Source organism: Nesterenkonia alkaliphila (assembly GCF_009758175.1).
In the GTDB taxonomy this organism is placed as follows: Bacteria; Actinomycetota; Actinomycetes; order Actinomycetales; family Micrococcaceae; genus Nesterenkonia; species Nesterenkonia alkaliphila.
This window is the reverse complement of sequence record NZ_WRPM01000031.1, coordinates 43,852-58,077: the sequence shown is the minus strand read 5'-3', so window position 1 is coordinate 58,077 and position 14,226 is coordinate 43,852. Positions and strand designations below refer to the sequence as shown.

General features: G+C 66.4%; 12 protein-coding genes. 3 read left to right on the top strand and 9 right to left on the bottom strand.

The features are described from left to right. The first annotated feature begins 175 nt into the window (after positions 1-175). Both GNZ21_RS04775 and GNZ21_RS04770 read left to right on the top strand, forming a co-directional pair. Entirely contained in the window at positions 176-1,351 is a 1,176-nt protein-coding gene (locus tag GNZ21_RS04775; protein WP_229659439.1) for an ATP-grasp domain-containing protein, read from the top strand. After that, entirely contained in the window at positions 1,351-3,417 is a 2,067-nt protein-coding gene (locus GNZ21_RS04770; RefSeq protein WP_157321835.1) for a CocE/NonD family hydrolase, read from the top strand. Before GNZ21_RS04775 ends, GNZ21_RS04770 begins: the two co-directional genes overlap by 1 nt. Positions 3,418-3,432: 15 nt before the next feature. Here the strand turns inward: GNZ21_RS04770 and GNZ21_RS04765 are convergent, their stop codons facing one another. The 9 genes from GNZ21_RS04765 to hemE form a co-directional block, all read right to left on the bottom strand. Beyond that, positions 3,433-4,137 carry a uroporphyrinogen-III synthase gene (locus GNZ21_RS04765; protein WP_157321833.1) on the bottom strand — a complete coding sequence of 235 codons (705 nt, stop codon included), beginning with the start codon at positions 4,135-4,137 and terminating at the stop codon, positions 3,433-3,435. A 9-nt stretch (positions 4,138-4,146) separates the two neighbouring features. Continuing rightward, positions 4,147-5,079 (bottom strand): ADP-ribosylglycohydrolase family protein, encoded by a 933-nt coding sequence (locus tag GNZ21_RS04760; protein WP_157321831.1) that lies wholly within the window; start codon positions 5,077-5,079, stop codon positions 4,147-4,149. A gap of 74 nt (positions 5,080-5,153) precedes the next feature. Continuing rightward, on the bottom strand, positions 5,154-6,443 hold the full coding sequence (locus GNZ21_RS04755; RefSeq protein WP_157321829.1) for a hypothetical protein: 1,290 nt from the start codon (positions 6,441-6,443) through the stop codon (positions 5,154-5,156). 53 nt (positions 6,444-6,496) lie between these two features. Next, entirely contained in the window at positions 6,497-6,892 is a 396-nt protein-coding gene (locus GNZ21_RS04750) for a hypothetical protein (RefSeq protein WP_157321827.1), read from the bottom strand. Positions 6,893-6,964: 72 nt separating this feature from the next. Beyond that, complete coding sequence (gene hemC, locus GNZ21_RS04745; protein ID WP_157321825.1) at positions 6,965-7,990, bottom strand: hydroxymethylbilane synthase; 1,026 nt, start codon at positions 7,988-7,990, stop codon at positions 6,965-6,967. Continuing rightward, a complete protein-coding gene (locus GNZ21_RS04740) occupies positions 7,990-9,156 on the bottom strand; it encodes a ferrochelatase (protein WP_157321823.1) in 1,167 nt (388 codons plus the stop codon). Before GNZ21_RS04740 ends, hemC begins: the two co-directional genes overlap by 1 nt. Before the next feature lie 2 nt (positions 9,157-9,158). After that, positions 9,159-9,932, bottom strand: coding sequence for a hydrogen peroxide-dependent heme synthase (hemQ, locus tag GNZ21_RS04735; RefSeq protein WP_157321821.1), 774 nt, complete (start codon positions 9,930-9,932; stop codon positions 9,159-9,161). 66 nt (positions 9,933-9,998) lie between these two features. Further along, entirely contained in the window at positions 9,999-11,405 is a 1,407-nt protein-coding gene (hemG, locus tag GNZ21_RS04730; protein ID WP_157321819.1) for a protoporphyrinogen oxidase, read from the bottom strand. A 25-nt stretch (positions 11,406-11,430) separates the two neighbouring features. Next, a complete protein-coding gene (hemE, locus tag GNZ21_RS04725; protein WP_157321817.1) occupies positions 11,431-12,618 on the bottom strand; it encodes a uroporphyrinogen decarboxylase in 1,188 nt (395 codons plus the stop codon). A 136-nt stretch (positions 12,619-12,754) separates the two neighbouring features. Here hemE and GNZ21_RS04720 point away from each other — a divergent pair, with 136 nt between their 5' ends. Then, a complete protein-coding gene (locus tag GNZ21_RS04720; RefSeq protein WP_188503557.1) occupies positions 12,755-14,200 on the top strand; it encodes a glutamyl-tRNA reductase in 1,446 nt (481 codons plus the stop codon). The last annotated feature ends 26 nt before the right edge of the window (positions 14,201-14,226 follow it).

Genomic DNA, 14,226 nt, shown 5'->3' with positions numbered 1-14,226 from the left:
GTTAAGGCAGCAGTCCGGATCGCGCTGTTAGCGTGCGAGTCTGAGCGATTCAGCTACTCAAGCCCGCAATGTGTTTGTCCTTGGCCTCACGGAACCGCACCGCGAAGAACTGGAGAGCGTGAGGGGAGCCGATCGTTTCAGGTTTCATCCGCTTCTGGACCACAAAACCTTGGTCGTGGAGACAAACCATGACTTCGACGATCTGCTGCGCCGGGCCCGCGCTGAACTCGATGAGTTCGGCGGCTCGGTGGACGCCATCGTGTGTCATTGGGATTTTCCAAGCTCGATGCTCGCACCGATCCTGGCCCAGGAACGAGGTATACCTGCACCGACGTTGACCAGTATGCTCCAGTGCGAACACAAGTATTGGAGTCGTCTGATGCAGCGTGAGGCAGTCCCCGAGGTGGTCCCCGGATTCGCCGCTTTCGACCCCTTCGACGATGACGCCCTGGACAGCATCGACCTGCCCTTCCCGTGCTGGGTCAAGCCCGTGAAGGCCCATTCCTCCAGCCTGGGGTTCCAGGTCCGCAATGAGGAGGACTTCCGGCACGCCGTTGCCGAGATCCGGCAGGAGATCACCGATATTGGCGATGCGTTCAATCAGGTGCTGAGCCGGGTCGACCTGCCGGAGCAGCTCCGTGGAGCTGATGGCAACACATGCCTAGCCGAGGAAATCGTCACGGGTATCCAGGTTGAGCCGGAGGGGGTCGTGACTCAGGGTCAGTTCAGCGTCCATGGTGTGGTGGATATGCTGAAGGATCCCACCGGTAGGAGCCTGGAGCGGTTGGACTACCCGGCTGCCTCCGTCCCACCCGAAGTTCAGCAGAAGATAGTCGAGACCACCGAGCGGCTGCTGCGGCACATCGGATTCGACAACGGCGCGTTCAACGCCGAGTACATGTGGGATGAGCAGACCGACCGGCTGCGGCTGATCGAGGTCAACACCAGGATCTCTCAGTCTCACAGCGATCTGTTTCTCAAGGTCGACGGCACCTCCAACCACGAGGTCGCTATCGACGTCGCCCTCGGGGAGACTCCCCACATGCCCCGCCATGAGGGCCCATTCAAAGTGGCAGCCCAATGGCGCATCACCCGTGAGACCGACGGCATCGTCCGGCGAGTGCCGGACCAGGAGGAGATCGCCGAGGTGGAGCGCAGCATCGCCGGCACAAAGGTGAGCATCGACGTCGCCCCAGGGGATCAGCTGTCCGAGCTTCCGCACCAGGACAGTTACCGGTTCAGACTGGGCGATCTGTACCTCGGTGCCGAGAATCGCGATGAGCTGGCAGCTAAGTTTCAGCAGGCGCTTCAGATTCTGACCTTCGAGTTCGACCCCGTAGAAGACGAGTAATGACGACTGTAGACGAATTGCCCCACGCTGTAGAGACCATTGAGAACGTCTTCATCCCGTTACGGGGTGGTCAACGCGTCGCCGCGCGGGTTTGGATGCCCGCCGATGCTCTCGAGCACCCGGTGCCGGCGGTCCTGGAGTACATCCCGTACCGGAAACGTGATGCCACGCGTGGTCGGGATGCGAGCCTGCACCCCTATATGGCTGGACACGGCTACGTCTGTGTCCGGGTGGACCTTCGCGGCAGTGGTGACTCTGACGGAGTCATGGTGGATGAGTACCGCCCACAGGAGCATGAGGACGCCACTGACGTCATCAACTGGCTCGCAGAGCAGCCCTGGTGTGATGGCAGTGTCGGGATGATGGGCATTTCCTGGGGCGGCTTCAACAGCCTCCAGATGGCGGCGTTCGGCCCGCCCGCTGTGAAAGCGGTGATCAGCGCCTCAGCCACCGACGACCTCTACGTGGACAATATGCACTACATGGGCGGGTGCCTCCTGGGCGACAACCTCTCCGAGGCCACAGTCATGTTTGCCTTCAACAGCATGCCCCCTGACCCGGCTGTGGTAGGAGACCGCTGGCGCCAGATGTGGCATCAGCGGCTTGAAGGAAGCGGTCTGTGGCTGGAGACCTGGCTGCAGCACCAACGCCGCGACGACTACTGGAAGCCGGCCTCGGTCTGTGAGGACTACACCCAGGTGAAATGCCCGGTAATGACTGTGGGTGGTTGGGCTGATGGCTACACCAACGCAATCTTCCGGCTGTTGGAGAATCTGGACGTCCCCCGCAAGGGCCTGATCGGCCCATGGGGACACCGCTACCCCCATCTCGGTGTGCCAGGACCAGCTGTCGGCTTCCTGAAGGAGATGGTGCGCTGGTGGGACCACTGGCTCAAGGGTCTCGACACCGGTGTGGAACAGGAGCCGATGCTGCGGGCGTGGATGCAGGACAGCGTCCCGCCCAGCGCTTCCTACGCTGAGCGGCCCGGCCGCTGGGTCGCCGAGCAGAGTTGGCCTGCGCCGGGGATCGAAGAGCGCGAGTACCGGTTCACCGCCCACCATCTGGTGCCCAGCGGTCAGACCGATGACCCCGTTGGTGATCCTGGGGAGTCCGCGGCTGAGGAGCTGAGCATCCAGTCCCCGCTGAGCGTAGGCATGTTCGCCGGGAAATGGGCCTCCTACTCGGCCGTGCCGGACCTGCCCTATGACCAGCGCGAAGAGGCCGGCGGAGCGCTGGTATTCGAAACCAGCCCGCTTGAAGAGACCACGGAGATCCTCGGTCTGCCTCGTGTGGCGCTGGAGGTCTCAGCGGACCGGCCGGTGGCCCAAGTGGCAGTGCGTCTCTCCGATGTCGCACCGAACGGGGAAGCCACACGCGTCACCTACGGGGTGCTGAACCTGACCCACCGGGAGGACAGTGAGCACCCTGAGCCCCTGGAGCCCGGCCGAACCTACCACGTGGAGGTTCAGCTCAACGGCGTCGCACAGTCCTTTCCTGCCGGACATCGCCTGCGCATCTCCATCTCCACCTCGTACTGGCCGCTCATTTGGCCGGCCCCCGAGCCTGCGATGGTGACGGTCAAGACCACAGGCAGCGCACTCTACCTGCCGGTGCGCCAGCCACGTGCCGAGGATGAGGGCCTCAGACCCCTCGGCCCGCCCGAGGCAACCCCGGAGGAGGAGATCACCACCCTCTCGCCCGGGACCCAGTCCTGGCAGGTCACCAGAGACTTGGCCACTGATGTCTCCACGCTGGAGATCATCAACGACCAGGGCTCCTTCCGGATCGAAGACACCGGCACCGTGATCCACCGGGACACCCGAGAGTGGTACAGCTTCCGCTGGAACGATGTGAATTCGGTTCGAGGTGAGACGCGCACTGTCCGCAGACTGGAGCGAGGCGATGACTGGCGGGTGGAAGTCGTGACTCGTACTGTGCTGACCTCCACCCGGGAGCACTTTCTCATCAACGCCCAGCTCGATGCCTACGAGCTGGACGAGCAGCAGGGAAGCCCCAGGGTGTACTCGCAGAACAGGGAGCGCAGTATCCCTCGGGATCTCGTCTGAGGAGGCCCGCGCATCCTAGGGTCTGCTGAGAACCTCGAGCACCCCTGCCGCGGTAGGTTCGGGGAGGACGGCGGCGGCCGGCCTGCTCAGCCGCCGGAGGGTCTCAGCGGTGGGCTGGCCAATGGCCAGAACGGTGACCTCAGGCGTTGCCAGGCCCGCCCATACTTCAGCAGCACTGGAACTGGTGACCAGTACGACGTCGCCGCAGCGGAGGGTGCCCACATCCGGGCATTCCACGGGCACAGTGTCATAGACGGAGACCTGAGTGACCTGCCAGCCGCGCTCGAGGAGACCCTCCGCAAGGGCAGGCCGGGCCCGGGCTGACTGGGGAAGCAGCACTCGATCCTGGGCCGCCGGGGGCGGGAGCTCGGTCAGAATCCCGGCAGCACTGTACTGCCGGGGCCGCCATGGGCTGGCAAGTCCTGTGAGATGCTCCAGAGTCCGGGCAGTCCCAGGTCCGACCACGCCGATCCGCGTCTGCTCCGGCAGGCTCCCGTCCCAGCCGGCCCGGCTGAGGAACCGCACAGTGTTCCCGCTGGTGAGCAGCAGCCAGCTGAACCTCCCGGCATGGAGGTCTGCGAGCGCCGTGGTGAGCTGTCCGGAATCCTGTACCGGTACCTGCTGGGTCAGGGGCAGGTGCAGCACCTCATGCCCTGCCTCATGCAGGCCAGACTCCAGTGCTCCGGCGGCCTCAGCAGCTCGGGTCAGGATAATGCGCACCACCTCAGGCTACCGGGGGTTGTCCTCGGCGAAGCGGGTTCTGGGCGCGCTGAGACTACCCAGAGAGGCCAGCGCCTCGGCGACTCGGAGCAGTTCCTCGTAGTCGTGAAGGTCGCCGCGCCATTCGGCAGGAATCTCGGTGAGGCCGTAGTAGGCGCCGGCCAGCTGGCCATAGACAGCGCCGATGGTGTCAGCGTCCCCGCCCAGGTTCACCGCCTTCAGCGCCCCGGCGGCGAAGTCCTCAGCAGTCATGAACGCCCAGAGAGCCGCCTCCAAGGTGTCCACCACGAACCCGCTGGGAGTCAGCTCCTCCGCGGACTTATCTGCCGCGGCATGCAGCCTGCGGGCAAGCTCCGGGTTGGTACCTGCTGAGGGGTAGATACTCTCCTTGCGCCCGCCCTGTGCTCCTGCGGTCGCGGCGCGTTCCAGCATCTCACCGAAGATCTCCGTGGCATGCTCGGCAAGCTCCGAGTAGTGCGTCTCCCGCCCGCTCATCCTGGAGAGCCACCCGACGTCGCCCCCAACTGCCAGTGCCGCAATCACCACAGGAGCCAAGCGCATGATGCACCCGTTTCCGGCCCGCTCGGTACGGGGCTCGGTCTCGCCGACCTCCGGGGCAGTCTCGAAGTCAGCCAGCGCCCGGCGGACCTGGCCACCAATGTCGAAGCAGACCCCGGTGGAGCTGCGGTATCCCTGGGCGGCCCACCGGCTGTAGCGCTGCATCACGTCATAACTGTCATAGCGGCCCTGCTCCAGCAGAGAGTCGCTCAAGCAGAGCGCCATGGAGGTGTCATCGGTCCAGTAGCCGGCCGGAAGGCTGAGCGAGAACGGACCGCCATCCTCCATCCCCTGCACCTGCCGGGGGTCGTTGCCCTCAATCGGGCGGCCCAGGGCATCACCCACTGCCAGTCCGATGAACATCCCCATCAGGTGATTCTTCATAAGCGCCTCCTCAAGCATTGCTTCCCATTGCCTAGGAGAACAACTCTGTCACCCGGTACCGAGACTGAATTGTCCTAAGCCCAGGGTATGACGAGCGAAACCACAAAGCCGAGCAGGAAGAAGACCAGGCTCGGGATGATGGCAGGGAGCCATTTCTCGTTGCGCCGGGACTTTCGGTACTCCGGCCATTTCTCAGCCCAGTCACCGTAGACCTCTATCTGTGACCAGGGCGGCAGCGCACCGCCGTCTGCACCTTCATGGTCCTGACGCCAAGTCTCGTAGGGGAGCTTCAGCGTCGTGTAGTCGGCTTTCCTATGACCGTCTTCCCAGGCCTTGGAGAAAAAGCGTTCACGGGCTACCCGCGCCTGGCTTCCAGCGCCCTGGCTCCAGTTCCGCCACAGGGCACGCCACCTCTGGGCGGAGAGCAGTTCAGCGGCAGGAGGACGCTCATCTGCTGCACGCATCCACTGGTAGAAAGACTCGATGGCGGGCATGGAAGTAGATGACTCAGCGGCAAAGAAGTCTTCGGCTGCGCTCTCCAAGGCTGCCTGAACATCACTGCGCCAACGCTCCCACAGCGTGGGGATGTCCCGTCCCAAGGATTCCACGACCTGGTGCCCCGGATGGGGCTCAATATCCAGGGTTTGGCCCGCGCACCACGTCTCGTAGTCCTCATTACTGGGTGGAGTATCCGATTCGGGATAGCTCAGGCAGAACTCGCGGAACAGTGTGCGGCACTCCTGCCGCACGGCGTCCTCGTCACGCCACTTTGTGCGCTTCTTCGCCCACACGTCTGAGGCCAGCGCTTCTACGGCCTCCCGCGGAGGGTAGTCAATGCCTTCCTCGGCCTGATCCGCATGCCAGCCCTCGTAGAGGACAGGATCGTAGTCCTCTCCGGGCTTCTGGTCCTCGAAGAATTCTGATACTGCTTCGCGACAGGAGTGAAGCAGTTCTTCCCTTGCGATCTCTATGAGATTGGGGAGGGTCTTCCCGTCAATCTTCGCCTCCAGGTTCCGCTCCAGAGTCTGGCGCGTCGGCGGCTCATCCACGGTGTGCGTCTGCCGCCAGACCTGGTACCTCCCGCCGTTGAGCGGCTCGCCGTTGTCCGCCGCCCACTGGGCGAACTTCAGAGGAGCAAAGCGACATTCGTCGGCGGTGGTCCGGACCGGTTTGGTGGCCCGCAGATCGAGCCTTTCGAGACTCCGGTGCCATCCATAGCCGCTGCCCCAGACTTTCTTGAACTTATCCCGTACTTGGGTGACCGGAAGCGGCCAACGGCTGACACCCTGCTGTTTCAGTTCACGGGCTGTCAGGCCCAGGTCCTCGCGAAAAAAGGCCTCTCTCTGTGCGTTGTACGCAGGCATGGAGAGTGAAGGCACTGCTTCAGCGCCACGTTTGGCCTGCTCCTGAGCGTACGCTAACCGGCGAGCACCTGGCACAGCACCGTACCGGGCAGTTCGGGATAGTCCCGCAGGCCCGCCCTGACAGCGACTAACCATGCAGTCTTGGTATCCAGTACGGCATGGGGCACGCTGACGGGTTTCTGGTTGTTCTCCCGCGCTACAGCAAAGTACACCGAAGTGGTTGCCTGTGCCTCCTCGTAGTCTCGCTTCGAGACTTTGTCGCGAAGCTCATCCTGCTCGATGCCGATGACTGATGCCAGCTCATGCTCGGGCACCATTGGGTAAAAGATTTTCAGACGCTGCCGCAGCTCAGCTGAGTCAATGCCAGCTCTCTGCCCAAGATCCACAATCGTCTGAATCTCCCCCCGAGCGCGGTCAAGATCGACTGTCTCAGCAACAATGGCACTCATACAACCCCCTCAACATACTTGTGTTCTGCCCAGGCAAGTATATGAACAGGCTCGGAGATCGAAGACGGCCGCTCAGTGCGTGCCGGTGACATGCTTCAGCAGGCCGGTGTCCTCGTCCAGCAGGGTTTCTGCGACCTGGGTGCCGAGGGTGGCGGACTGTTCGATGCCCGAGGAACGCTCCGCACCGGCCTCCAGGGTGATCTCGGCCCCGGCGCGCTGGGCGTCCGAACCGTCGGGAGCCACCACTACGGCATCCAGACGCAGCATCACTCCCCCGTCGGGCTCCGCTGTGCACCGTGCCAGAGCTCCGATCGGGGCTGCGCAGCCGGCTTCCAGCCGAGCCAGCAGCGCGCGTTCGGCGGTGACCTCCAGGCGGGAGTCGATATCCTCCAGCTGGGCCAGGCCGATCCCCAGCGGCTGGCCCAGCGAGGCATCCGCCTCGCGGACCTCCACGGCCAGGGCACCCTGACCAGGTGCCGGCAGCATCACCTCAGGTGGCAGCAGCTCGGAGATCTGGTCATCCAGCCCCAGCCTGGCCAGCCCGGCACCGGCGAGCACCACCGCATCCAAGTCGCCGCGGGCGGCGTCGGGGGCTTGGCTGGAAGCCTCCGCCAGCTCCTCACGCCCCCGCACCCGGGCCAGGCGGGTGCCCACATTGCCGCGGATATCCACAATCTGAAGATCGGGGCGGGCCACCAGCAGCTGGGCCGCCCGGCGTGGCGAGCCGGTCCCCACCTTGGCGCCCTCAGGCAGCTCCTCCAGGGTCAGCTCATCCGCAGAACAGAGCGCATCGCGCACATCGGCGCGCACCGGCACCGCGGCGATGCTCAGCCCCTGAAGATCCTTGGCCGGCAGGTCCTTCAACGAGTGCACTGCCACATCCACCTGGTCCTCGAACAGCGCGTGACGCAGGGCTGCAGCGAAGACCCCGGTCCCGCCGAGCTGGCTCAGCGGCCCGGTGAGCACGTCACCCTCCGACTTGATGGTCACCAGCTGTGCCTCCAGGCCCGCCAGATCAGCCAGAGCCTCCGCCACAGTGCGGGTCTGGGTCAGTGCCAGCTTGGAGCCGCGGGTGCCCACGCGGAAGGTCTCAGCCATCAGAGCGGAGTGTCCCAGCCGCCCTCGGTGGTCAGGTCTGACCAGTCCCCGGGCACGGTCTGCTCACCGCTGGCCAGCGGCTGCCCGCCCTCACCGGCGATGTACTCGCCCATGATGTCCACCAGTCCGGAGATGAACTCCGGGTGGGTGCCCACGGTGGGCGCCCGGTGGAAGGCCAGTCCCTGCTCCTGGGCAGTTTCCTTGGCCTCGGTGTCGAGGTCCCAGATGACCTCCATATGATCGGAGATGAACCCGAAGGGCATCACGACGACGCCGGCATACCCGGCTGCCGCATCCTCCTCGATCTGGTCATTGATATCCGGCTCCAGCCACGGGGTCTCCGGGCTGCCGGAACGGGACTGGAAGACCACCTGGTAGTCGATGCCCTCGGCCTCAGCCACTGCCCCCATCAGGTAGTCAGCGATCGCCTGGTGCTGGGCGGTGTAGACATCGGTGCCGAATAGCTCCTTGATCCGGGCCGGACCCTGGCGCTGGGCCACCGCAGTAGGGATGGAATGGGTGACGAAGAGCACCTTGATCTTCCCGTCAGGCCTACCGGCTCCAGCCAGCTGGGACCTCACATCCTGGACCCCGGCGGCCAGAAACTCCTCATTGGGCCGGGTGAAGGCTTTGTCGTAGAAGAACTGGCGGACCTTGACCAGGTTCAGCTGGCCCTTCAGCCCGGTCTCCGCCAGGGTCCGCTCGAAGTCCTCCAGGTACTGGTCATTGCTGGAGTAGCCGGCATAGGCCGAGGTCACCAGCACCAGCACATCCTGATGCCCGTCCGCGGCCAGCTGCTTGAAGGCGTCAGCGAAGTAGGGGTCCCAGTTCCGGTTGCCCCAGTAGATGGGAAGATCGATCTCCCGGCCGGCCAACTCAGTCTCCAGGGCGGCGATCAGGTCGCGATTCTGCTGGTTGATCGGGCTGACTCCGTCATTGGCCCGGTAGTGGGTGGCCACCTCCTCCAGCCGCTCATCCGGGATGCCCTTGCCGCGGGTGACATTGCGCAGGAACGGGATCACATGGTCCTGGCCCTCGGGCCCGCCGAAGCTGGCCAGCAGGATCGCAGTATAGGGCCGGAGCTCACCCTCAGCCGGCTGCTGGGGCACCGAGGCAGTGCGGGCGTCGTCGTTATCTGTGGCGACAGGGGAAAAGGTGTCAGTCATGGTCAGGCTAGAACCTCGAGGATATCGTCGGTGCGGGGCAGGCGGCGTCCGGTGTAGAACGGGGTCTCATCCCGTACGTGGTAGCGGGTCTCCGACTCACGCAGCTTGCGCATCATGTCCACCAAGTCGGTCAGCTGCGGGGCCTCCAGGGCCAGCAGCCACTCCCAGTCGTTGAGTGCGAAGGCGGAGGTGGTGTTGGCCAGCACTGAGGGGAACTCCTGGCCCAGCATCCCGTGCTCACGCAGCATTCTGCCGCGCTCGGCCGGGTCCATCAGGTACCAGTCGTAACTGCGGTTGAAGGGGTAGACCACCAGCCAGTCCTCGGCCTCCACGCCGCGGCTGAAGGCTGGAACATGACCGCGGGCGAACTCGGCGGTCCGGTGGACACCCATTGCGGAGAAGGCGATCTCAGTGGTGTTCAGCAGCTCGGTGCGGTGCAACCTGCGCAGCGCGGCCTGCAGGCTCTCGGCCCGGTGGCCGGTCAGCCACAGCATGATGTCGGCATCAGCCCGCATCGCTGAGACGTCATAGGCGCCGCGGAGTACCACGGCGCCCTCGTCGGCTCCCAGGCCGCCGCCGGCCAGGGTGGACACAGCCTCGTCGAACTCGGTGGCGATCTTCTCCGCCTTGCGCCCCTCGGGGGCTCCGCCGCGGGGGTAGATGCTGCCGGCCATTTGCTGCTGGGTTCGTTTGAACACGGTGAACAGAGTGAACCAGTCCTTGCCGGAGGCATTGACCTCTTCAGGGCTGCGCACAGGGTTGCGGCCATAGCTCATGGGTCCCAGCTTAGCGCGGGTCAGCGCAGTTCTTCTACGTGACGTAGAAATCACGACGACGCCGGGCTAGGCGGCGCGCCCCTGCCCCAGCAGGTGCCGGGCGGCCTGGCGGGCGTGCGGGATCACCTGGGCCAAGCCGGTGCCCGCGAAGCTCTCCCCCACGGCCGCGATCTCGGGGCCGCCACGCTCGGCTTGGGCCTTCAGCCTCTCCTGGAGCCCCTGGGCCTGCGGGCTGATGCCGCCGCGCCGCCAGCGGACCACAGTGTGGTCCAGCACCTGCTCGGGGGTGACTGCGGTGCCGGTGAGCTGCGGGAGGTCTGCCAGGGCGGCTCGGTAGAGAGCCTCCTCGGTGGAGTGGAAGCCCAGGGCGGCGCCGTGGTCCCCGGTACGCCCGTAGGAGAGCCGCACCAGATGGTGGCCGGGACCCAGCTGGGCCTCCAGGGACTGCGCTGCCCAGGCCCATTTGGCAGAGATATGCGTCATTGCCTTGGCCCCGATGCCGGCCACGCTGGGGGCCACCAGCATCCCGGTGCCGCGCGGGTGGGCGTCAAGCTCCGGTGCGTGCACCAGCAGGGTCACCAGGGCCACGCCGGCCGGACCGTCTCCGGGGCTCCCCAGCAACTGGGCCGCCTGTTGGGCACCTGCGGCGAGGATGACGGCGCTGTACTCCCTGCCCTGAAGATCCTGTAGCAGCCACGGGGGCGGGCCAGTGGCTACGGGGGTGTTCAGGCGGATGCGGACCCCGAGCTGCCTCAGCTGCTCCTCCAGGGCACTGATCAGGGTGTTCATCCCGCCCCGCAACGATTGCACTGATGATCCGGCGGGGGCCGCGGCGCGCAGGGCGGCCACTGCCCGGGCCAGCGACCCGTGCTCAAGCATGGCCTGATAGAGCCGCGGATGCGCGGTGCTCATCGGCAGCTGGTGCGGGTCTGCGGAGTGCACCCCGGAGGTGATCGGCGCGACCAGCTTCTCCACCACCGCCGGCCCCATCCGGTCGACCACCACCTCACCCAGGCTCGGGCTCTGCTGCGCAGTCCAGGTCATCGCCGCGGTAAGGTCCTCGGCGGCGCGGGCGGCATCGGCAGTCCCCAGCAGGCGCGCGACCTCGCCGGCTGTGGGATCACCGGGTATGCCGAGGATGCCGGTGGCAGGCAGTGGTGCGGCCAGCCCCGGCAGCTGCAGCCAGGCTCCGGCGGGGTTCGGCGAGACGATCCGATCGGCGAGCCCCAGCTCGTCCAGGAACTCGCGGACTGCGGGAGTCCGGGTGGCGAAGGCCTCGGCTCCTGCATCGACCCGCACCCCGCCGAGCTGCAGCGGGGCCAGGGCTCCGCCGAGCCGCTCGGAGGCCTCGTAGAGCTCCACCTGCGCTCCGGCGCAGGCCAGCTCCCAGGCCGCGGTCAGCCCGGCGATTCCGCCGCCGACTACAGCGTAAGTCGCCGGGGCCGCGGCCTTCGCACCTGAAGTCGGCGTCATCGCTTCGCTCCCGCCTCAGTGGGAATCACGGGTGGATCGAGTGGATCAGCTCCACCACGCGGGTGAGCACGCTCGGATCAGTGTCCGGGGGCACTCCATGGCCCAGGTTGACCACATGGCCGCCGGCGGCGCCACCCTCGGCCACCACCTGCCGAACATGGGCCTCCAAAGTGGCCCAGTCCCCGAACAGCAGTGCTGGGTCGATATTGCCCTGCAGCGGAGTGTTCCGCCCGTTGGCACCCTTCCCAAGCGACTCGGCCACCTCGCGCAGGTTCAGCCGGTAGTCCACGCCCAGCACCGGGTGGCCGGCGGCAGGATCCGGCAGGGCGGCCTCCACCGCAGCGCGCATGGCATCCAGGAACTGGCCGGTGCCGGTGCCGAAGTGGATCAGCGGCACCTTGAGATCGGCCACATGGCTCAGCGCGGCCTGGGAGAAAGGTGCCACATAGTCGAGATAGTCAGCCCGGCTCAGCGATCCGGCCCAGGAGTCGAACAGCTGGGCGGCGGAGGCTCCGGCCAGCACTTGGGCCCGCATGAAGGCACCGGAGGCCCGCGCGGCCCAGGCAGCCAGCTCGTTCCAGGTCTCGGTCTGAGCCTTCATCATGGCGCGCACCGCCAGGTGGTCCTTGGAGGGCCTGCCCTCCACCATGTAGGCCGCCAGGGTGAACGGGGCTCCGGCGAACCCGATCAGCGGAGTGGTCCAGTCCCGGCCTGCCTCCGCCGAGAGTTCGGCCAGCCCGGCGGTAGTCCGCTGCACCGCCTCAACGATCGGGGCGAAGGCGGATTCATCGATCTCAGGCAGGGCCCGCACATCGGCCAGGGTGCGCACCGGGGAGTCCAACACCGGGCCCACACCGGGCTTGATCTCCACACCCACACCGGCCAGGCGCAGCGGGATCACGATGTCAGAGAAGAAGATCGCGGCATCCACATCATGCCGGCGCACCGGCTGCAGGGTGATCTCGGCGGCCATCTCCGGATTCAGGCAGCTGTCGAGCATGGAGGTGCCTTCGCGCAGCTTCCGGTACTCCGGCAGCGAACGCCCGGCCTGGCGCATAAACCACACCGGCCGCCGGGCCGGCTGAGCGGTTCTGCCCGCGGCGTCCCGGCCACCCCGGTACTGGTTCAGCAGCGGGGCATCGGCGGTGAGCCCGGCAACCAAGGGATGGTCGGCAGGCAGGGCAGCAGGCGGCGTCGTCGTCATGCGGTTCATTCTGCCAGGTGAGCTGCAAGCGAAGCGATGCAGCGATTTTAGGTGCGAAGGCCAGAGTAAGCCGGCCGAGAGGTGAGCGGGGTTTCCCCGCCGCCGGGACCAGCACTGCTTCGACGGGCTGTAGAATAAGTGCGCCGTGGTTCTCTTTTCACTTGTCGCAACCCACTCCGACCTCGACCTCGAGACCGTCGGAACACTCTCCTCAGGAGCGGCCGATGTCGCCGCTTCTGTTGATCTGCCTGCCGTGACACTGGCTACCTGCAACCGCCTGGAGATCTACGCTGAGACCGCCTCCGATACCCCGGAGGAGCTGGAGGCAAGCCGGCAACAGCTGCTGGATGCGGTGGCTGAGTCCTCGGGTCTGGACCCTGAGACTGTGGCCGCCTCGTTCAAGACATTCATTGACGACGACGCCGCCCGTCACCTTTTTGAGGTGGGGGCCGGGTTGGACTCGGCAGTGGTCGGCGAGCGCGAGATCGCCGGGCAGGTGCGGCGTTCGCTGGCTGAGGCGCAGGCGGCAGGCACCGTCTCGGGATCACTGACCAAACTCTTCGAATCCGCCACCCGGGCTGCCAAGGACGTCGGGGCCAAGACTGCACTGGGTGCGCGGGGCCGGTCCATCGTCTCAGTGGCCTTGGACATCACGGGGGATATGCGCGGTCACGGGCCGGCCTTCTACCGGCAGGCCAAGGTGGTGCTGATCGGCACCGGCGCCTATGCCGGGACCGCACTGGCCCAGCTCAGCGAGCGCGGAGTGCCGGATATCGCAGTGTTCTCCGGCTCCGGGCGGGCCGAGCAGTTCGTGGCCGAGCGCGGCGGCGGGGCCCGCCCGCTGCGGATGGACCAACTGGCGGAGGCCTTCAGCCAGGCAGACCTGATCATCGGCTGCTCGGGCGGGAACCGCCAGATCACTGCCGGGGAGATCCGCTCCCTGGCCGGGATCGAGAACCGCGAGCGCCCGCTGGCCGTGATCGACCTAGCGCTCTCCCACGACTTTGCCCCAGAGGTGGCCGATCTGCCCGGTGTGGATCTGATCACCCTGGAGTCGGTGAAGATCGCCGCCCCGGAGGAGGCCTCCGCCTCCCTGGAGCAGGCCCGCGCCGTGGTGGACGATTCGGTCCAGCAGTACCTGGCCGAGCGGGCCCAGCGCTCCGCCGATGATGCGATCGTGACGCTGCGCAAACATGTGCATTCGCTCATGGACGAGGAGATGGAGAAGGTCCGCAGGCAGCACGGCTGCACTGCCGCCGCGGAGGAGGTGGAGTTCGGGCTGCGCCGGATCGTGCGCAAGCTGCTGCACACCCCCACCGTACGGGCCCGTGAGCTGGCCGCTGAGGGCCGCGGCGAGGAGTACATCGCTGCCTTGGAGACCCTGTTCGGGATCGAGGTGGCACCCAGTGAGCCGGCCGTCCGGGAGGCTCCTCGCCGGCGCCGCCCGGAGGAGTTCTCCGCCGCTGAGCTGACCCAGATGGCCGCCTACCTTCAGCAGGTCCCGGAGGGCGGGTTCTGCCGCCACCACCGGCCAGGCGAATTCAGCGCACCCCGGCTTCAGCCCGCGGCGGATCTGCGCCGCTCGGCCTGAAGCCGGACCACGCGGTAAGGTCGTAT